Source organism: Imbroritus primus, from assembly GCF_964332355.1.
Taxonomy (GTDB): domain Bacteria; phylum Pseudomonadota; class Gammaproteobacteria; order Burkholderiales; family Burkholderiaceae; genus Imbroritus; species Imbroritus primus.
On the sequence record NZ_OZ201293.1, the window covers coordinates 2,094,709 to 2,114,295 of the forward strand.

Below are 19,587 nucleotides of genomic sequence, written 5' to 3' on the forward strand. Positions count from 1 at the left end.
ACAGGAACGATCAGACGCCCTGGACGCGCGTGCGGATGCGCTGGGGGTCGTAGAACGGCGTGCGCGTGACGTAGCCCGTGCAGGTGCCCTTGCTGTCGGCGATCTCGACGCGCGTGCCGAGGGCGCGATACTCGGGCTTGAGATGAACCAGCGCCAGGGACTGCATGAGGTGCTGGCTGAACATGGTGCTGGTGACGACGCCGGCGTCCTTGCCATCGACCGTGATTTGCGCGCCGGCTTCCATGGCGCGGTCGGCCTTGACAGACACGCCGGCCTGGAAGAAGCGTTCCTTGCCACGCGCGGCAAGCAATGCCTGCTTGCCGATGTAGTCGCCCTGCTTGTCGGCATCGACCGCCCAGCCGAGGTTGACTTCCCACGGCGTGGTGTCGCCTTCGGGCATATCGAACGGGTAGAACAGTAGCGCGGCTTCGACCCGGACGATTTCCAGCGAATCCCACGAGGCGGCCATCAGGCCGTGCGGCTTGCCGGTATCCAGCAGGGCATCCCAGATGGCCACGGCATCGCCCGAGGCGCAGGAAATCTCGAAACCTTCCTCGCCGGAATAGCCGCCGCGCGAGAGGATCACATTGCGACCGAACAGCTTGGTGGCGCGGTGTTCGAAGTACGGAAGCGTGGCAACGTCGGTATCGATGTGGCCCTTCAGGATGGCTGCGGCGCGCGGGCCCTGCAGCGACATCATGTGCACGTCGAAGTTCTGTTCCCATTTGACGTTGCGGCCTTCGGCCACGCGCGCCAGCTGCTCCTGCGTATTGCCACCGCCATGCGACAGGCGGAACTCGTTTTCGCCATCGCGGATGATCATCAGGTCGTCGCTCAGCTGGCCCTTGTCGTTGACCAGCGCGGCCAGGCGCGCAGTGCCGTGACGCATGGCCTTCACGTCGATGGGGGCCAGCTTGTCGAGCACGTCGGCGGCATCGGGGCCGGATACGTTGACGATGTTCAGGGCGCTGATGTCGAACAGGCCGGCGGCCGAACGCACAGCCAGCGCTTCCGCGTACGGGTCGGTGCTATAGCTCTGGGGAATGGGCATGTTCCAGATTTCGCTGTCGAGCTTCGAGCCCAGTGCACGATGTCGATCGTTGAGAACCGATTGCCGTTTCATTGCATGTCTCCGCTTGTCATGGTTGTGCAGCGAAGTATGGTCAGCGGTTCAGGGCGAAACAATTTCTCGTTGGCACTACCTCCGTGGAGGTAGCGGGAGTACTCCGGGTGTCCGCCTCCTCCTGGGTATTGCGCACACCACGCACGCTTTTGCACACTGCCCGCACACTGCAGATCCGTGCCGCCCGGCGGCGCAGGCAAGAAGGAGCACACCGTGGAGACTCTCATCCATTCCGAACCGGCGGCGCATGCAGCCCATGTCTCGCACGCCGGCCGAACAACGCCGCAAGACACGCCGCAGGACAGGCGCAAGCCGCCTCAGGCAGCGCGCGACCCGCTGGCCCGACTGAGCCTTGGCGATGCGCAGATGGACGCGCAGATCCACCTCGCGCGGCGTGTCATCACGCGGCAGATCCCGATCCTGCTGCAAGGGGAAACCGGTTCCGGCAAGGATGTCTTCGCGAATGCCCTGCACGCCATCAGCCCGGCGCGCGACGGCAACTTTGTCGCGGTCAATTGCGCATCGCTGCCCGAAACCCTGATCGAGAGCGAATTGTTCGGCTATCGGGCCGGCGCCTTTACCGGCGCACAGCGCGAAGGCCGGCGCGGCAAGATCATGCAGGCCGATGGCGGTACGCTGTTCCTCGACGAGATCGGCGACATGCCGCTCACGCTGCAGGCGCGCCTGCTGCGCGTGCTGGAGGAGAAGCGGGTCGCGCCGCTTGGCGCGGATACCAGCAGCAGCGTGGAGTTCCAGCTGATCAGCGCGAGCCATCGCGATCTGGGCGAACTGGTGCGCTGCGGGGAATTCCGCGAGGATCTCTACTATCGGCTTGGCGGTATCGCCCTCCACCTGCCGGCCCTGCGTGAGCGCAGCGACCGGCGTGCCCTGATCGACCGCATCCTGGCCGAGGAAGGCAAATGGCAGCGGCCCGAGCTGGCGGCCGATGCCGAGCAGGCGCTGATGCAGTACCCCTGGCCCGGCAACCTGCGCCAGATGCGCCATGTGCTGCGCACCGCCCTCGCCCTGTGCGACGGACCGCGCCTGACCGCCCACCATCTGCCGCTCGAGATCGTGCGGCAGGCCACCGCGCCCGTGCCGCGCATGGGGCCGGCGCTGAGCGGCGCGGCCATGACCCAGGCAGGACTGACCGCCGCCCAGATCCACGACCGGCATACCATCCTGGACCTGCTCAAAACCCACCGCTGGAACGTCAGCACGGTGGCCCGCGTCCTCGGCGTAAGCCGCAATACCTTGTACCGGCGCATGCATCTACTGTCGATCGCACCCCGCTGAGCGGCCTTGCCATCCAGGCGTCGCCGCATGTGGCGCAGGCATCACGACAAGTTCGCGCATGGCGCGATATGCGGCGATATAGCGATGATCACATGGCAATATCCGCGCAATATCGAAACGACATCGGGATTGTTACGCATTTGAACGCATCCTCCTGACCGGTTATAGTCAGACTTCCGCACGGAATCATCCGGCGGACGGACACCGATCCGGATCCGTTGGCACCGGCGTCGCCCAGCGATTGCGCCCGCGGATACGCGCCCCCCAGTTGGCGAGAGGAGACAGCGTTGACACTCATCCAGCCCGTGAGCGGCCACGTCGCGGAAATCATGAACGTGGTGAACCACCAGCTGTGCAGTCAGGAGACCAGCCCGGTCGTGGCCCGCTCGTGGACGCGCTGCCTGCAGGATTTCAAACTCGACCCGGCGCAAGCCCGCATTCCGCCGGTCCTGACACAGAGCGAACTGAATGTGCGGCGCGACCGCATGGGCGAGCTGATCGCCTGCGCCAAGCTGGAGATGACCACGCTGTACCAGCAGCTGGCCGATCCCGAACTGGCCGTGGTGCTCACCGACGCCGACGGCGTGATCATGCACATGGTGTCCTCGTCCGGCTTTGCCCAGGACGTCGAATCGATCGGCTTTCGCGTGGGCGCAGTATGGAGCGAACGCGAGGCCGGCACCAACGGCATGGGTACCTGCCTGGCCGAAGGCGAACCGGTCGCGGTGCGCCAGAACGAACACTATTTTGCGCAGTACACCTCGCTGACCTGCTCCGCCGCACCGATCTTTGACCATCGCGGCGACATCACCGGTGTGCTCGATGTCACCAGCCGCTCGCGCCTGCTGCAGCAGCACTCGCTGGTGCTGGTCGGCATGTCGCGGCAGATGATCGAGAACCGCCTGCTCGACGAGCGCTTCAAGGATGCGCATCCGATCCACTTCCACACGCGGCCGGAACTGGTCTATACCCTGCATGAGGGCAAGCTCGCCGTGGACCAGCATGGCAATGTGCTCGCCGCGAACCGTAGCGCCCTGTTCCAGCTCGGCTTCCGCGCCCCGCAGGACCTGCTGGGCAAGCGCGTGGACGACCTGTTCAAGACGTCGCTCGACGAAATCCTCGCGCGCAGTGCACGTAACTCCTTCCGCCCGGTGCCGGTGTACCGCGTCAGCGCCTCGAACCGTTTCTTCATGGTGGCACAGCATCCGCATGCCGCCGGCACGCCGGACACCACCATCGACCTGAGCGCCAGCCACCAGGGCCGCCTGCGCACAGTGGGCGGCGCACCGCTGACGAGTGCCCCCAAAGCCGATGCCGGCACGCGCCTGGCTTTCGGCGACGCGCACATGGAACAGCAGGTACAACTGGCGCGCAAGATCATCGACAAGCAGATTCCGATCATGCTGCACGGCGAGACCGGCACCGGCAAGGAAGTCTTCGCCAACGCCATCCACCGCATGAGCCAGCGCAGCAGCGGTGCCTTCGTGGCCGTCAATTGCGCATCGCTGCCGGAAACCTTGATCGAGAGCGAACTGTTCGGCTACCGCGCCGGTGCCTTTACCGGTGCACAGCGCGAGGGCCGGCGCGGCAAGATCATCCAGGCCAACGGCGGTACGCTGTTCCTCGACGAGATCGGCGACATGCCGATGATGCTGCAGGCGCGCCTGCTGCGCGTGCTGGAAGAGCGGCAGGTGACGCCGCTCGGCTCGGAAACAGTGATCGACGTCGATTTCCAGCTGATCAGCGCCAGCCACCGTAATCTGGCCGAACTGGTGCAGAGCGGCCAGTTCCGTGAAGATCTCTACTACCGCCTGAGCGGCATCGAACTGCGCCTGCCGCCGCTGCGCCAGCGTACCGACCGCCTGGCGCTGATGGAACATATCGTGCGCGAGGAAGCGCGCGACCAGCTTGCGCCGACCTTTGCGCCGGATGCCGAACAGGCGCTGCTGCGCTATCACTGGCCCGGCAATATCCGCCAGTTGCGGCACGTGCTGCGGACCGCCATCGCCCTGTGCGACGGCGGCGTCATCACCTGTCGCCACTTGCCCGCGGAAATTCTCAACCGCCCTGCCAGCGCGCCGCAGCAACTGGCTGACGACGGCCTGCGCGTCCCTGTGGACCATCCGCCCGCAGCCGTGGCGGAAGAAGAGCTGCCGCCATTCAATGCCATCCAGATGAACGAGCGCGCCACGATTCTGGGCCTGCTCGACAAGCACCGCTGGAACGTCAGCACTGTGTCGCGCGCGCTCGGTGTAAGCCGCAACACGCTGTACCGCAAAATGCACCGCTTGCATATCCGCCTGGCCCAGGCCGAGCAGGCGGACGATGGCGCGGAGGGTTGAATGACTGTCTCCCCGCCCGTCCTTGCCGACGACGAGATCCAGCGCCGCCTGGCCGCCGAACTGCCGCACTGGTATCTGGAAGACGGCTGGCTGCGCCGCAAGTACCGCACCGAGGGCTGGAAAGGCACGCTCATGGTGGTCAACACCATCGGCCACCTGGCCGAGGCGGCGTGGCATCACCCGGACCTCACGGTGTCGTACGCCTTCGTGATCGTCAAGCTGACCACGCACAGCTCCAAGGGCATCACCGAGCGCGATTTCGCGCTGGCGCAGAAGATCGAGGAAGTCGTGCAATGGCAGCCGGGGCTGGCCGGCGGCGCGCTCGAAGGCACGCCCAACGACGACCAGCGCTTCCGTTATATCAAGTACGACAAGTAAGCCGGGGACCGGACCTCGCCAGGACGGCCCTCCTGCGCCGCGCGACGGTAACGGTGCCGCTGCTGGCCCTGCTGCCTCCGCCCGCCATGCGGTCCGTACAGCGTGACAGCCTGTGCGGAAAGCGGAACACCTTGCCGTGACAGCCGCGCCGCGCCAGCTTGCACAGGATGTCCCCACCCCGGCTGACACACCGTTCGGCCCATCTTTCCGCCCGCTTGGTATGGCCTTTGCTTCAAGTGCTCCCCAAAGCCATGAGGAGACCGCCATGCCACTGATTGCAGAACCGACCACAGCCCAGCCACCCGGCCAGACCGGCGCGGCCAGCCCTGTGGCCCGCCCGCAATCCGGCGCGCAGTCGGCTTCCCCGCAATCGCTCCCGCCATCGACAGCGGCCCCGGGCTCCACCGTCGTATCGGCCACCGCCCGCCTGCACCTCGGCTTTCTCGACCCCGGCGCATCGCTTGGCCGGCGCTTCGGCAGTCTCGGCCTGTCGATCGATGGCTTGTCGACCACTGTGGAACTGCTGCCGGCCAGCGAGGACCGCGTGGTGGCCAGCAACGATGCGGCACATCCGGAATGCGCACGCGTCAGCCGCCTGCTGGCCGACCTGAAGCGCGCCGCCAACCTGCGCCAGGCCAGCGAGATCCGCCTGCACACCACGCTGCCGGCCCATGCCGGCTTCGGCTCCGGCACGCAGCTCGCGCTCGCGGTCGGGCGCGCCTTTGCCAACCAGTACCAGTTACCGTGGACCACTGCGGACATCGCGCGCATCCTCGGTCGGGGCGGCCGTTCGGGCGTCGGCATCGCCGCCTTCGACCAGGGCGGCCTGCTGGTCGACGGCGGCCCGCAGAGCCCGGGACATGTCCCGCCACTACTGGCGCGCTTCGATTTTCCGGAAGCCTGGCGCATCGTGCTGGTCCAGGACGTGACGCGCACCGGCCTGCACGGCGACGCGGAAAAGACCGCTATCCGCGCCCTGCCGCCCTTTCCGCAGGAACTGGCGGCGCAGATGTGTCACCGCATCCTGATGCAGATCCTGCCCGCCACGGCGGAGGCCGATTTTGCTCCGTTCGCCGAGGGCGTCAACCTGTTGCAGACGACCATCGGCGATTACTTCGCCTCGGCCCAGGGCGGCGACATGTACGCCAGCCCGGCCGTGGGCCGCTTGTTGCACTGGGCCGGCCAGCACGCGCTTGCCGCCACAGGCCAGAGCTCGTGGGGCCCGACCGGGTTCGCCATCCTGCCGTCGCAGAGCGAAGCCGAGCGCTTGCTCCAGGCAGCGCGCCATGCCGGACTGGTCGACCCCGCCCTGCGCGTGCAGATCGTGCGCGGCCGCAACCGCGGCGCGCAGATCTCGCGTCCGGCCGCGGCACGCACGGCCTGATGGCACGCATGATGGACCACACGACATTCAGCACTGCACGCGCGGACTGACCGCGCGCTCCTCCATTTTTTCTGACGGATCGAGGGATTCCACACCATGGCACGCCGTACCATCCTGCACATGTTCACTCCGGGCAAACAGATGAGCCCTTTCGACGTCAACATGGGTGTTGACGCCGGCTACGAGGTTGCCGTGCCGTACTGCGAAGTCGGCATGGACAATATCGTCGCCATGACCCAGGACGCGATCTTTTCACGCGGCCCCAAGGGCGTCGCCAGCACCGGCATCTTCATCGGCGGGCGCGACGTGGTGATGGCCGCCGACATGCTGGCCCTGGCGCGTGGCGCCATGGTCCCGCCGTTCGAAGTACCGGTGTTTGCCGATCCCAGCGGCTCGTACACCACGGCGGCGGCGCTGGTGGCGTCGGTGGAACGGCAGCTGCGCAAGGCGCACAACACCGATTTCGCCGGACGCCGCGTGCTGGTGCTCGGCGGCAGCGGCGCGGTGGGCCGCATTGCCGGCGCACTGGCCTCGCAACTCGGCGCCCAGGTCTGGCTGTCGAGCCGCAAGACCACCGAGGAGGCCGCGCGCGTCGCCGAGGAAACCAACAAGCGCTTCAATGCCCATACCGAGGGCGTGGTGATCCGCACGAGCGACATGCTGCAGTCGGTGCTGTCGGATACCGACGTGGTGTTCGCCACCGCCAGCGCCGGCGTACAGGTGATCAGCGAGAGCGAGCGCGCCGCCGCCCGCAAGCTGCTGGTCGCTGCCGACGTCAACGCCGTGCCGCCGGCCGGCATTGCCGGCGTGGGCGTGATGGATGACGGCAAGCGTATCGGCGACAGCAATGCCGTCGGCATCGGCGCGCTGGCGATCGGCAACGTCAAGTACCAGGTGCAGCACCGCCTGTTCGTGCAGATGCGCGAATCCGCCAAACCGGTCTACCTCGGCTTCGAGGAAGCCATGGCAATGGCCCGCGACGTCGCGGCGGAGCTGGACTGACGGCCATGGGTGCGCCGGAGCTCATCGTCGCCGGGCTGTCTGCCCGCATGATGACCGAATCGGCGCACGCCGCCGGCTTCGAGGTGACGGCGCTCGACCTGTTCGGCGATGCGGATACACGTCATGCCGCGCACGCCTGGGAGCCCATCGGCAATCCTGCCACCCTGACCATTTCCGCCGAGGCGACGCTGGCAGCGCTGCAGCGCCTGCGCCTACGGCCGCCGCTGGTCGGCTGGGTCGCCGGTACCGGCTTCGAGGATCAGCCCGACCTGCTGGAGGCCGGCGCCCGGATCGTGCCGCTGCTGGGCAATCCGCCCGACACGGTGCGCCTGCTCAAGGATCCGGAACGCTTCTTCGGCATGCTGCAGGAACTTGGCATTCCCCACCCGGAAACGCGCCTGACACCACCTGACGATCCGCGCGGCTGGCTGTGCAAGGCCATTGGCGGCGCGGGCGCGTGGCATATCCGTCCGGCGGAAGAAGCGCGGCCCGGCATGCACGCGTATTTCCAGCGGCAGATGCCCGGCATTCCCATGTCGGTGATCTTCCTCGCCCACCAGGGCGGGGCGCGCGGCAGCGTGCGGATCCTCGGCATCAACCGCCAGTGGATCGGCCAGCGCAGCGATATGCCCTATGTGTTCGAAGGCGTCAGCGGCCCGGTGACTTTGCCGCCGCAGATCATGCAGCACCTCGCGGATGCCGTGCAGGGCATCGCACGCACCTGCGGGCTGGTCGGCCTGAACAGCCTCGATTTCCTGTTCGACGCGCCCGATTTCCATGTGCTGGAAGTCAATCCGCGGCCCACCGCCGCGATGGCGCTGTATGAAGACAGTTATGCGCACGGCCTGATGCATGCACATGTCCAGGCGTGCCAGGGCGTCACGCCCATGCCGCAGCGCATCGAGACACCTGCCGTGCGCGGCTGCCGTACCGTATTCGCGGAGCATGAGCAGCACATCAATGCCTCGCTCTCCGGTACGCTCATGCGCGCCGGATGGTGCCATGACATTCCGGTGCCGGGCATCCGCATCGGTGCGGGCGAACCGCTCTGCACCGTTTCTGCCTGCGCCACTTCCCTCGCCGCGGTCGATGCCTTGCTGCATGACCGCTGCACGCAAACCCTTGATTACCTGAAGGCCCTGCATGTCGACAACCATGTCCCAAGCCGCCGTCCCGACCAACCTCTCCCGGCCCAGCGTCAACGCCCTTAGCGCCCCGAGTGTCGCCCACCTGCTGGAGCGCAGCGCCGAATGGAACCTTGCCTGCAGCGAGGGGCCGCTCGGCGTGCGCGTGATCGACGCCGGCATCGACGCGCCAGGCAGTGTGGCTGCCGGCGTCGCCATCACCGGCATCTGCATGGGCGGACTCGGCGAAGTACGCTTGCGGCATGGCGGTGACAGCGAACAATGGCCCACCTGGATCGACGTGCACAGCGCGCAGCCGGTGCTCGCCTGCCTGGCGAGCCAGTACGCCGGCTGGAGCCTGTCGGCCAGCAAGGAAGAGACTGGCGGCAAGAAATTCTTTGCACTCGGCTCGGGCCCGGCACGCGCGCTCGCCGGACGCGAGCCGCTGTTCGAGGAACTCGGCTACCGCGACCAGCCCGGCGCCGCCTGCCTCGTGCTCGAAGTCGACCGCCCGCCGCCTGAAGTGGTGATCCGCAAGGTGCTGCGCGATTGCGGGCTGGAGCCGCATCAGCTCACGGTCATCCTGACGCCCACCACCAGCCTCGCCGGCACCACGCAGGTGGTCGGCCGCGTGCTCGAAGTCGCCCTGCACAAGGCGCATGTCCTCGGCTTTGCGCTGCACGACATCGTCGGCGGCAGCGCCTCGGCTCCGCTCCCGCCGCCCGGCGCGGATGGCGGCGAAGCCATGGGTCGCACCAACGATGCCATCCTCTACGGCGGCCGCGTGCAGCTCACGGTGAATACCGACGACGACAAGGCGCGTGCGCTGGCCAACGATCTGCCGTCGATGCGCTCGCCCGACTATGGCCGGCCGTTTGCCGACATCTTCAAGGAAGTCGAGTACGATTTCTACAAGATCGATCCCAACCTCTTTGCCCCCGCCGAGGTGTGGGTCAGTAATCTCGCCACCGGCCGCACATGGCATGCCGGCGCGCTCAATATGCCGCTGCTGCGGGGACAGTGGCTGCAGGAAGCATGACATGACCGTGCACGCGCACATCCCGGCCGACATCCCGCCAGCCCAGCCGACCCGGTCCCCAGGCCGCCCCTTGCGCGTCGCCATCATGACCGATGAAACCGGCTGGCACACCACACGGCTCAAGCGCGCCCTGCGCGCGCGCGGCTGCGAAGGACGCTGCGTGGACCTCGCCGATTGCGGCTTTGACCTGACGCGGCACTGGCACGGCCTCTCAATCCCCGGCTACGGCCGCGAGCTGCCCGATGCGGTAATCGTGCGCGGCATCGCTGGCGGCAGCTTCGAGCAGGTCACGCTGCGCCTGGGCATCCTGCACGCGCTGCGCGAACTCGGCGTGCCCGTCTATAACGATGCACGCGCCATCGAACGCAGTGTCGACAAGGGCATGACCAGTTTCCTGCTGCACCGCGCCGGCGTCGCTACGCCCGCCGCGTGGGTCACGGAATCGGCCCCGCACGCGCAGCGCATCGTCATGCGCGAGGGCGCGGCGGGCCGCGCGCTGGTGCTCAAGCCGCTGTTCGGTTCACAGGGCAAGGGGCTGACGCGTGCCGGCCATGTGAACGGCGCGCCAGCCGCCCTGCCCCGACTCGCACCGTACGGCCACGTGGCTTATCTGCAGCGCTTCCAGGCGGCCCGCACGGCGCCCGGCTTCGACTGGCGCATCCTCGTTGTCGGCGGCCGCGCGGTAGCCGCGATGCGGCGCGTCAGTGCCGGCTGGATCCACAATGTGGCGCAAGGCGCGCGCTGCGAAGCGGCCGACATTCCGCCCGCGCTGGCCGATCTGGCAATCCGCGCGACGGCCGCACTGGGCCTCGACTATGCCGGCATCGACCTGATGCCGGCCGGAGAAGACCGTGCTGATGGCGCTGGCGCGGTGGTGATTGAAGTCAACGGCGTGGCGGCCTGGCGCGGCCTGCAATCGACCACCGACGTCGATATCGCCGGCTTGCTGGTGGACGACCTGCTGCAACGCCGGCTCGGCATGCCCCTTATCGCCGACGCAGCCCAGGGAAGCGCCGCATGATGCAGGCGCCCTCTCCCGACGACCTGGGCAGCACGGCCCAGCAGGCCTTCCTGTGGGCCTGCATGCTCGACGTGATGGTCAGCAAGCCCGGCAATGTCAGCCTGCAGAGCGCCGGCCACGGTATGACGGCCGCATTGTTTATCGCCAGCGCCAAGGCGTCGGGCCCCGCCATCGCCGCACCTGGCGAAACGGTGGGCAGCCGCATCGAACGTGCGGTCCGCCTGACGCGGGCCGTGGCGCACTGCAACACCAATCTTGGCATCCTGCTGCTTTGCGCACCGCTGGCCGCGGCACTGGAACGGCCGGCGCTGGCGACGGCGGGCCTGCCCGGCATCGGCGCGTTGCGGCAAGCGGTGGAACAGGTGCTCGCAGACCTCACTGTGGCGGATGCCGAGGCTGCCTACCGGGCCATCGCCCATGCCAGCCCGGGTGGCCTTGGCGATGCGCCGGAACAGGACGTCGCCGCAGTACCGACCGTCGACCTGCGCACTGCCATGCGCATGGCAGCCATGCGCGATACCATCGCCCGGCAGTACGCCCACGGCTTCGCCGACCTGTTCGACCTGGGCCTGCCGGCCTTTCATGCGGCCATGCAGCGCCATGCCAGTCCGGCGCGCAGCCTGCACACGGCGGTGCTGGAAACGTATCTTGCCTGGCTGGGGCGTTTTCCCGACTCGCATATCGTCCGCAAGCACGGCCTCGATGTCGCACAAAGTGTCACGGAACAGGCACGCGACCTCAAAAAGCGTTGCAACGATGGGAATGGCCCCGATCTCCACCTGCTGGCGGAATGGGACCGTTCGCTCAAGGCGCGCGGCATCAATCCCGGTACCAGCGCAGACCTGACCGTGGCTACAGCGATGATTGCGGCCCTCGTGAGCCCGGCACTATGCGCGATCCAGCCGGTTCCCTGAGGGCAAAACCGGTCCGGCAGCGGGGTCTGGCATGGAAAGTGTTAGTGAAGATGTGACGCATCGCGTCCCATTTTGCATCCAACATTTTCGGGAGACGTACACATGGCAAAGATCAATCGAGTAATGGTCGGCGAGTCGCTGGTCGGAGACGGCAACGAAGTCGCGCACATCGACCTGCTGATCGGACCTCGTGGTTCGGCAGTTGAAACCGCCTTTTGTAATGCCCTGGTGAACAACAAGGACGGTTTCACTTCGCTGCTGGCTGTGGTCGCCCCCAACCTGCTCGCCAAGCCGAACACCGTCATGTTCAACAAGGTGACCATCAAGGGCGCCAAGCAAGCCGTGCAGATGTTCGGCCCGGCCCAGCGCGCCGTCGCCATGGCAGTGGCTGACAGCGTCGAGGACGGCACCATCCCGGCCGACGAAGCCGACGACCTGTTCATCTGCGTCGGCGTGTTCATCCACTGGCTCGCCGAAGACGACGCCAAGATCCAGGACTACAACTACAAGGCCACCCGCGAAGCTATCCAGCGCGCCGTGTCCGGTTCGCCGACGGCCAAGGAAGTGGTTGGCAAGAAGGGTTCGGCCGACCATCCGTTCCAGGCTCACGCCTAAGACGGAAGCAGCGAAGTCGGCCGCCATTCCGGGCCGACTGGTTCATTGGACGCCGGTGGCGTTCAATGGATCGGCATGCGGCGTGGAGAACCGTGCCGCGTGCCGCACTGAAGCATGCCTCATGCATGCCTCATCAGGCAGCTCAGGATGGCACCATGCCGTGTCCCATCCAATCCAGCAGCGATCCACCCTGCCGCGCCACGGACCGGCGGCGCTCGATGGCGACGCCCACGGCATCCACATCCTCGAATTTCTTCGGCTTGACCACCACGACCCGCACCCAGTGCGCGCCAAAATCGTCCAGCACCATGCTCGCAATCCGTTCGGCAAAGGCTTCCAGCAATTGCAGGCGATGCGTCTGCATCAACTCGCGCAATCCCTCGCGAATCTGCCCGTAGTGGATTGTGTCGCCGATCTGGTCCGTGCTGCAGGCCACGCTACGCGGGAGGCCGGCCGTCACGTCGATGCGCAGCGGCTGTGGCTGGTCGAGTTCGCACGGGTCGATGCCGATGATGGTTTGGCCTTCGAAGCCCTGCACGAAGATGAGGTCCATCTGGGCAGCATCGGCCGGAATCGCGCCGAGCGCGAGGCCGGCCTGCGTGCCGCTGGCGTGGCCCGGGAATGCCCCTGCCGCCCCCGCGGGTACCGTGAAGTCGTCTCGTCTCATTGCCTGCTCCTGGTCTCTGGCCCATGGCCCCGGCGGTCCCATCGACCGCACATGGCGGGAGGCGACGCAAAAAACAGGCCACCGCCATGCGCCGTCCCTGCTCCATGCCGTACTCCGTGCTCGGCTTCATGCGATCGCGCCCGACCCTTGCGCTACAATGGGTTCAAAACCGCCGTCTTCCGCGCGCAGGGCGCGCCGCGACGGCCATACCGAGAAGACCGGATGCGTACCGGCGTGGCACACAGTGTTGCAGTGACGACACAGGACGTGCCCGGCCATCGCTTCCGGCGGGAGACCCTGGCTCGCTGCCACCATGCCGTGATGGCGTAATGGCGTGGGCATGAACCGTGCATCAGGCTGCTGACGGCCACCGCTGGCCCCAACACCGGCCCGGAACCTGGCCCGACGCATCGCCAATGCACGTCCACCGTTGATTTGCCGTACCTGCCGATACACCTGACACACCTGCCGACCGGATCCATTTTGACGTCTCCGCTTCACCCTCTCGCCGACTCCGCACGGACCGGCATCCTGCCCGACAGCGACGAAGCGCTCAATCCACCTGTGGATGGCGGGCCGCGCTTTGCCTGGTCGATCACCGGTTCCGGCCATTTCCTCGAGGAATCGCTGGAACTGGCGCGTGCCCTGCCCAATGTCGACCTCTTCCTGTCGCGCGCCGGCGAGGAGGTGCTGGCGCTCTATGACATCCGCCTCGAGACGTTGCGCCAGCACTTCCGTGTGTTCCGCGACAAGACCGCCAGCGCGGTGCCGGTCGGCATGCTGTATTCGCACCACTACCACACCGCGGTGATCGCACCGGCCACCAGCAACACCGTCGCCAAGTGTGCCTTCGGCCTGTCCGACACGCTGCCGACCAATATCTTTGCGCAAGCCGGCAAACTGGGCATTCCCGGCATCGTGTTCGCCTGCGACACCGAACCGGTGGTGGTGACACGCAGCCCGCACGGCTGGGTCAAGCTGCATCCGCGCAATATCGAACTGGAAAATGTCGAGCGCCTGCGCGCCCTGGACCACTGCCGCGTGGCATGTTCGGTCGAGGCGCTGCGCGCCGCGCTCGATCTCCGTCTGCAGGAGCTTTCGCTGGCATGGAACACATCGTCTTCCTGACCGGCCGGCTGGCGGAAAAGGGCCTGCACCGCGTGCTCGAAAGCATGGCGCCGGCACCCTTCACCTGGGAGGTGCGCGAGATTGGCGTGCAGGTGGCCGCGCTGATGACCGCGGAACTCGTGCGCCGCCGCGTGGCCGCACCCGTGCAGGCCGACCGCATCATCGTGCCGGGCCGCTGCCGCGGCGACCTCGACATGCTCAGCGCGCACTACGGCCTGCCGGTGGAACGCGGGCCGGACGAGCTGAAAGACCTGCCGCGCTTCTTTAACCAGAAGGCCAAGCCGATGGACCTGTCGCAACAGGACATCCTGATCTTCGCCGAGATCGTCGATGCGCCACAGCTCGACATTCCGGCCATCTGCGCGCGGGCGCGCCAGCATGTCGCCGACGGTGCGGACGTGATCGACATCGGCTGCCTGCCTGCCACGCCGTTTCCGCATCTCGAGGACACGGTGCGTGCGCTCAAGGCGGAAGGCTTCACTGTCAGCGTCGATTCGATGAATACCGACGAGCTGGTGCGTGGCGGCAAGGCCGGCGCGGACTACCTGCTCAGCCTTTCCGTCGATACGCTGTGGATCGCCGATGAGGTCGATTCGATCCCCATCCTCGTGCCACGCGAGCCTGCCGACGAGGCCTCGCTATATGCCGCCGTCGATGCCATGGAACAGCGCGACCGACCGTATTTTGCCGACTCCATCCTCGATCCGATTCCGTTCGGCCTGTTGTCCTCACTGGGCCGCTACGAGCGCTTGCGCGCACGTTATCCAGATGCCCCGATCCTCCTGGGCGTCGGCAACGTCACCGAACTCACCGAAGCGGACACCGCCGGCATCAACGCCGTGCTGTTTGGCATCGCCGTCGAGATGCGCGCCGGCGCGGTGCTGACCACGCAGGTCAGCCCGCACGCGCGGCGCGCCATCCGCGAGGCCGACGTGGCGCGCCGCATGATGTTCGCTGCGCGCGAGCACCGCATGCTGCCCAAGGGCATCAGCGATGACCTGATGGCCTTGCACGAGAAAGATCCGTTTCCCGACACGCCGGCCGACATCGCCGAAACGGCCGCAGCCATCCGCGACCCCAACTTCCGCGTGCAGATCGCACCCGACGGCATCCACGTCTACAACCGCGACGGCCATCACGTGGCGGCCGACCCGTTCACGCTGTGGCCGCAACTCAAGCTGGAGCACGACGGCAACCATGCCTTCTACATGGGTGTGGAACTGGCACGCGCGGAAATCGCCTGGCAGCTCGGCAAGCGCTATGCGCAAGACCAGTCGCTCGCCTGGGGTTGCGCCGTGGAGCGCGATGCGGAAAATCTCCAGGAATGGTGCGCGCCCGGCACCACCATGAAAACGCAGGAATCATGATGAACGCAGCAGCGTGAATGAAATGCAGAACGACATGATCTTCGAAACCGTGGTCTCCACGGTCAGCACGGACGGCAAGCCGCACCTCGCGCCGATGGGCGTGCGCTACCAGGGCGACGACGTCATCCTGATGCCGTTCAAGCCTTCGGCTACCTACGACAACATCGTCGGCACCGGCCACGCGGTGCTCAATCTCACCACCGACGTGCGCGTGTTCGCCGGCTGCGTCACGGGCCGCCGCGACTGGCCGCTGGTGCCGGCCGAACGCGTTCCCGGCATGCGTCTGCAGGCCGCGCTCAACCATGTCGAACTGCGCCTGGTGGAAGAGCGTGCGGACGAGCAGCGCCCGGTGCTGCGCATGGCGCGCGTGCATGCTGCGCGGCACGGCGATTTCGCCGGCTTCAACCGCGCCCAGGCGGCGGTCATCGAAGGCGCGGTGCTGGTCAGCCGCCTGCATATGCTGCCAGCAGAGAAGGTGCGCGAAGAGATCGCCTACCTGCAGATCGCCATCGACAAGACTGCCGGTCCCGATGAACATGAAGCGTGGCGCTGGCTGCGCAGCGCCATCGCCAGCCATCAGGCGGCCATGGCCGTGGTGCGCGATGCCACGGCGATCCAGAAGCAAGCGCAGAAGCAGACACCGGAACAGAAATCATGACCGCCGTGCTCACCAGTGTCCGCAATATCGAGGAAGCCCGCGACGCCGCGCGTGCGGGCGCCGACATGATCGACCTCAAGGAGCCGCGCGCCGGTGCGCTCGGCGCGTTGCCGACGAACATCGTGCGCGAGGTGGTAGACCTCATCCGCACCGAGCACCCCGCGCTGCTGCTGAGCGCCACGGTCGGCGACCTGGAGGCCGCGGCGCTGGCGGAGATGGAAGCCATGGTCGAGGCCATCGGCGCCTGCGGCGTGGACTACGTGAAGGTCGGCATCGCGCCGGGCATGCATGGCCATGCCGCGCTCGACCATCTGGCGACGCTGCCGTGGCGCATCGTCCCGGTGCTGCTGTGCGACGACGGGCTGGACATGGCCTTGGTCGAACACGCGTGCACGCAGGCCTTTCCCGCCGTCATGGCCGACACCGCGCGCAAGCAGGCGGGCAGCCTGTTCGATTGCGTGCCGGAAGGCGATCTGCGGGCGCTGGTGGAACAGGTGCGCGGCAGCGGCCTGCAAGTCGGACTGGCGGGCGCGCTGCAACTCGATGACCTGCCTCGACTGCGGGGACTGGCGCCAGACTTTGCCGGCTTCCGCAGCGCGCTGTGCGTGGCGGGCCGCGACAGCCGGCTCGATCCGGCGCGCGTGCTGCAGGTCAGGCAGGGCCTGCAGGGGGCGCCGTCGCACGGGTTGCCCCCGCACGCCCAGTCCGGCATGGAGGCCGCGCTCTAGTCATACTGGCAGGCTGACGCCCTAGCGTTGCGCCGTGGTATCGCCAGCCATGCTGCACGCATGGAGGCACCCGGCGGCAGTCGGCGCCAGCAGTTCGCGCATGGTCGCCAGATCGCCCTTGTGCAGCACGTCGACCGGATACGGCACGTCCGCGGTGAAACGCATAAAGCTGGGATCGACGATCTCCCTGTCGGCATACGCTTCGATCGGCGTACCGAGCCGCATCGATGACACCAGCGGAGACGATTTGACGAGGATCAGCCGTTCGGCGTTGAGGCGGTTGGACAGCCATGCGGCAATGCTGTCGGAGGTGACATCCCAGTTGGTCATCTCGTCTGCTGCCTCGCGCAGCAGCGGAAACGGCGCCCACAGCGCCACCCCGGCATTGCGCAGGACCTTGCGCACGCTCTCGTCATCGACCGCCAGCGACAGCCCGGGGCATTCATCCGGACACAGGCCCTGCATCATCATGGCGTACTGCACCATGGCCAGCACCGCCATATTGTGGGCCACCAGATCATTGAAGCGCCATTGGGTCTGGTAGTCGCGCACCTGGTCCGCGAATCCGCCGCCGCCCGGCACCACGACCACGCGGCCGCCCCCCTGCTCGCTCAGCAGTTTCAGCCATTCGCGCAGCAGCGGATCGCGCCCCAGGCTACCGCCGATCTTCACGACCCACATACCGCCTCCTCTCCTGTTCCTTCCCTGGTGCCCGTTGCTGCCGGCTGGCTCGCCGGCTTGCCGCACTCCCGCATGTCGCGCTGTGCGTCGTACAGCAGCGCCACCGCGGCGCTCGGCGCACACACGCGTGCCCACAGCGCATGCGCGGAATGCAGGCGCAGGACCTTTTCAAACGTCAGGCACGGCACGCCCACCCGCTGCGCCAGTTCGCGTGCCAGGAAATGGCCGCAGCCTGCCGCCACCAGCGGCGCGCCCGCGATGCCGCCGCGCGCGGCATGCGCCTCCAGCACGCGGCGCAGATTGTCCTCCAACTCCGCCAGCTGGGCCTCGCGCCAGGCATCGGCAAAAGTACGCCATGCGGTGTTGCCCGCTTCGCGTGCATCCATGCCAATCATGCGCGCCAGGCGCTGGCGCGTCGCGGCGAGCGTCTTGGCCCCGCCATCCGCGGGCGGATGCGGATCGTGCTCGGCTGGCAGTTCGCCGGTGAGGCGATACACGTCGGCCGTGGTGGCGAACAGCTCGTTCATCACGTTGTATGCCACGCCATTGAAAGCGATGCGCCGGGCCAGCGCGCACAGCGGCGTGCGCGCCACGCCGCTGTAGACCAGTTCACCGGAGGCGAGCCGGCCAGCGTCGTCCTGACCGTGCGCCGCCACCGTGCCGGCGCGGATGGGAATGATGTCGCTGGTGGTGGTACCGATATCGACCAGCACGGCATCGGGCACGCGGCTGGCCACGAGCTGGGCCGTGGCGCTCCAGTTGGCCGAGGCCACCTGCAGCCACGCGGCCTCGACCGCATCGTGCGGCACCCAGCCGGCGGCACCCGCATAGAAGCGCACGCGGGGCCCGAATACCTCGGCCATTGCCGCTGCGAGGGCAACGACACCGGCCTGGCGATGCGGAAACAGATCAGCCATTTCCCCGGTCATGGTCACGGCATGCTCGGCCGTTGCACAATCGGGCCAGCGCAGGCGCGCACGCGCCAGCACGTCCTGCAGGAAATCCATCCCTTGCCAGAGCGGACAGGGCCATTGCGCAATATCGCTGACCTCGCCGTCGCACAAGCGCGTGGCCTTGACATTGGCCCCGCCGAGATCCCAGCCGATGACGATACGCGGCGGCGTGTCACTGATCATGCGACGCTCCATCCACCAGCATCTCAGTGGCGACCTGGTGGGCTGCCAGCATCTCGCGCGCCAGATTGCGCTGTAGCAGCGCCGACATGCCGACGTAGGCGCTGGTCACGCGCGGATTGACTTCGATGACCACCGGCCCGCGACGCGGATGCCAGACCATGTCGATACCGACGAATCCCGCCAGGCCCGGCATGGCGCTGACCACGCGCTGCGCCATCTTGACGATCCACTCGCCGGGAATGCTCAGCAGGGCGATGGCATCGAGCGTGACGCCGTCGTAATGCACCTTGCCGTTCTCGTCCACCCGGATCTGCTGGCGGTTGATGCTGAGGATCTCCACCTCGCCTGCACCGCCCGCACCGCATAGCAGCGAGACGCTGAGCGCCTCGCCGTCGACCCAGCGTTCCATCACCACGGCCTCGCCCGCAGCCATGCGCGCCGCGCGGGCCGCATGCGCCGCCTCGAACGAGCGATAGCAGTACGTCTCTTCCGCGCCCGCGCCGTGTTCCGGCTTGACGACCCAGCGCTGGTTGCGCGGCCCCGGCGGATCGCCGTCGCGCCACGGCTGGGTGGCGGCGATACCGCTGGCGGCCAGATGTTCGGCGGTGGCCTGCTTGCTTGCCGCCAGCGAGATCGCAGCGCCGCTGCAGCCAAGCCAGCGTGCCGGCTCGACACTGTCGCACAGCCCCAGCAGGATGCCGTCGAATTCCGGCGCGACCACCCATACCGCGTCATGGCGCAAGGCCTCGCGCTGCACGAAGGCATACGGGCTTTCACCGGGTGCGGGTGCGCACAGCGTCAGGCCCGAGGCGGCAAGCCCCGGCAATTCGCGTGTCGGCGCGGCGCAGCTGATGCGCACATCCGCCATCGCCGCGAGGTCCGTCACCATAGCGTCGCGCATGGCGCGCCCCTGCGCCAGCAGGTCGGGCGTAGCCTCGGCCGCGCTGCCGCTGATATATTCGTAGACGAACACCCGGGTCATAC

General features: G+C 67.4%; 19 protein-coding genes. 14 read left to right on the forward strand and 5 right to left on the reverse strand.

Going from position 1 to position 19,587, the window contains the following annotated elements; translation table 11 throughout:
* Window positions 1–10: 10 nt before the first annotated feature.
* A complete protein-coding gene (locus ACQ3C8_RS09570) occupies window positions 11–1,123 on the reverse strand; it encodes an aminomethyltransferase family protein (RefSeq protein ID WP_428851414.1) in 1,113 nt (370 codons plus the stop codon).
* Window positions 1,124–1,336: 213 nt separating this feature from the next.
* On the opposite strand from ACQ3C8_RS09570, the gene ACQ3C8_RS09575 reads away from it, so the two are divergent.
* From ACQ3C8_RS09575 to fae, 10 genes are all read left to right on the forward strand, one after another.
* Window positions 1,337–2,419, forward strand: a complete 1,083-nt coding sequence (locus tag ACQ3C8_RS09575) for a sigma-54-dependent Fis family transcriptional regulator (RefSeq protein ID WP_428851415.1) — start codon at window positions 1,337–1,339, stop codon at window positions 2,417–2,419.
* 287 nt (window positions 2,420–2,706) lie between these two features.
* Complete coding sequence (locus tag ACQ3C8_RS09580; protein ID WP_428851416.1) at window positions 2,707–4,761, forward strand: sigma-54-dependent Fis family transcriptional regulator; 2,055 nt, start codon at window positions 2,707–2,709, stop codon at window positions 4,759–4,761.
* Entirely contained in the window at window positions 4,762–5,139 is a 378-nt protein-coding gene (locus ACQ3C8_RS09585; protein ID WP_428851417.1) for a 4a-hydroxytetrahydrobiopterin dehydratase, read from the forward strand. It abuts the gene before it with no gap.
* Window positions 5,140–5,404: 265 nt separating this feature from the next.
* Window positions 5,405–6,523: a beta-ribofuranosylaminobenzene 5'-phosphate synthase family protein gene (locus ACQ3C8_RS09590; RefSeq protein WP_428851418.1), complete on the forward strand. Its 1,119-nt coding sequence runs from the start codon at window positions 5,405–5,407 to the stop codon at window positions 6,521–6,523.
* Window positions 6,524–6,619: 96 nt separating this feature from the next.
* Window positions 6,620–7,525 (forward strand): NAD(P)-dependent methylenetetrahydromethanopterin dehydrogenase, encoded by a 906-nt coding sequence (locus ACQ3C8_RS09595; RefSeq protein ID WP_009521619.1) that lies wholly within the window; start codon window positions 6,620–6,622, stop codon window positions 7,523–7,525.
* A gap of 5 nt (window positions 7,526–7,530) precedes the next feature.
* On the forward strand, window positions 7,531–8,736 hold the full coding sequence (locus ACQ3C8_RS09600) for an ATP-grasp domain-containing protein (protein WP_428851419.1): 1,206 nt from the start codon (window positions 7,531–7,533) through the stop codon (window positions 8,734–8,736).
* Entirely contained in the window at window positions 8,681–9,688 is a 1,008-nt protein-coding gene (mch, locus tag ACQ3C8_RS09605) for a methenyltetrahydromethanopterin cyclohydrolase (protein WP_428851420.1), read from the forward strand. Before ACQ3C8_RS09600 ends, mch begins: the two co-directional genes overlap by 56 nt.
* A 1-nt stretch (window position 9,689) precedes the next feature.
* Entirely contained in the window at window positions 9,690–10,709 is a 1,020-nt protein-coding gene (locus tag ACQ3C8_RS09610) for an ATP-grasp domain-containing protein (RefSeq protein ID WP_428851421.1), read from the forward strand.
* Complete coding sequence (locus tag ACQ3C8_RS09615) at window positions 10,706–11,623, forward strand: triphosphoribosyl-dephospho-CoA synthase (RefSeq protein ID WP_428851422.1); 918 nt, start codon at window positions 10,706–10,708, stop codon at window positions 11,621–11,623. The genes ACQ3C8_RS09610 and ACQ3C8_RS09615 overlap by 4 nt, the downstream gene beginning before the upstream one ends.
* Before the next feature lie 102 nt (window positions 11,624–11,725).
* Window positions 11,726–12,238 (forward strand): formaldehyde-activating enzyme, encoded by a 513-nt coding sequence (gene fae, locus ACQ3C8_RS09620; protein ID WP_009521614.1) that lies wholly within the window; start codon window positions 11,726–11,728, stop codon window positions 12,236–12,238.
* A gap of 142 nt (window positions 12,239–12,380) precedes the next feature.
* Here the strand turns inward: fae and ACQ3C8_RS09625 are convergent, their stop codons facing one another.
* Entirely contained in the window at window positions 12,381–12,905 is a 525-nt protein-coding gene (locus ACQ3C8_RS09625) for a dihydroneopterin aldolase (protein WP_428851423.1), read from the reverse strand.
* Between the two features lie 531 nt (window positions 12,906–13,436).
* Between ACQ3C8_RS09625 and ACQ3C8_RS09630 the strand changes: the two genes are divergently transcribed.
* Genes ACQ3C8_RS09630 through ACQ3C8_RS09645 form a run of 4 tightly spaced genes read left to right on the forward strand, consistent with a single transcriptional unit; the run spans window position 13,437 to window position 16,786 of the window.
* Entirely contained in the window at window positions 13,437–14,033 is a 597-nt protein-coding gene (locus ACQ3C8_RS09630) for a flavoprotein (RefSeq protein ID WP_428849638.1), read from the forward strand.
* Window positions 14,012–15,400, forward strand: a complete 1,389-nt coding sequence (locus ACQ3C8_RS09635; RefSeq protein WP_428851424.1) for a DUF6513 domain-containing protein — start codon at window positions 14,012–14,014, stop codon at window positions 15,398–15,400. The genes ACQ3C8_RS09630 and ACQ3C8_RS09635 overlap by 22 nt, the downstream gene beginning before the upstream one ends.
* Window positions 15,401–15,434: 34 nt before the next feature.
* Window positions 15,435–16,058 (forward strand): DUF447 domain-containing protein, encoded by a 624-nt coding sequence (locus ACQ3C8_RS09640; protein WP_428851425.1) that lies wholly within the window; start codon window positions 15,435–15,437, stop codon window positions 16,056–16,058.
* On the forward strand, window positions 16,055–16,786 hold the full coding sequence (locus ACQ3C8_RS09645) for a (5-formylfuran-3-yl)methyl phosphate synthase (protein ID WP_428851426.1): 732 nt from the start codon (window positions 16,055–16,057) through the stop codon (window positions 16,784–16,786). Before ACQ3C8_RS09640 ends, ACQ3C8_RS09645 begins: the two co-directional genes overlap by 4 nt.
* Before the next feature lie 21 nt (window positions 16,787–16,807).
* Here ACQ3C8_RS09645 and ACQ3C8_RS09650 read toward each other — a convergent pair whose 3' ends face one another.
* From ACQ3C8_RS09650 to ACQ3C8_RS09660, 3 genes are read right to left on the reverse strand one after another with little or no spacing between them, the layout of a single operon-like run.
* Window positions 16,808–17,467, reverse strand: coding sequence for an aspartate/glutamate/uridylate kinase (locus ACQ3C8_RS09650; RefSeq protein ID WP_009521608.1), 660 nt, complete (start codon window positions 17,465–17,467; stop codon window positions 16,808–16,810).
* A complete protein-coding gene (locus tag ACQ3C8_RS09655; RefSeq protein WP_428851427.1) occupies window positions 17,455–18,603 on the reverse strand; it encodes a hydantoinase/oxoprolinase family protein in 1,149 nt (382 codons plus the stop codon). Before ACQ3C8_RS09655 ends, ACQ3C8_RS09650 begins: the two co-directional genes overlap by 13 nt.
* Window positions 18,593–19,585, reverse strand: coding sequence for an ATP-grasp domain-containing protein (locus tag ACQ3C8_RS09660; protein ID WP_009521606.1), 993 nt, complete (start codon window positions 19,583–19,585; stop codon window positions 18,593–18,595). The genes ACQ3C8_RS09655 and ACQ3C8_RS09660 overlap by 11 nt, the downstream gene beginning before the upstream one ends.
* Window positions 19,586–19,587: the final 2 nt, after the last annotated feature.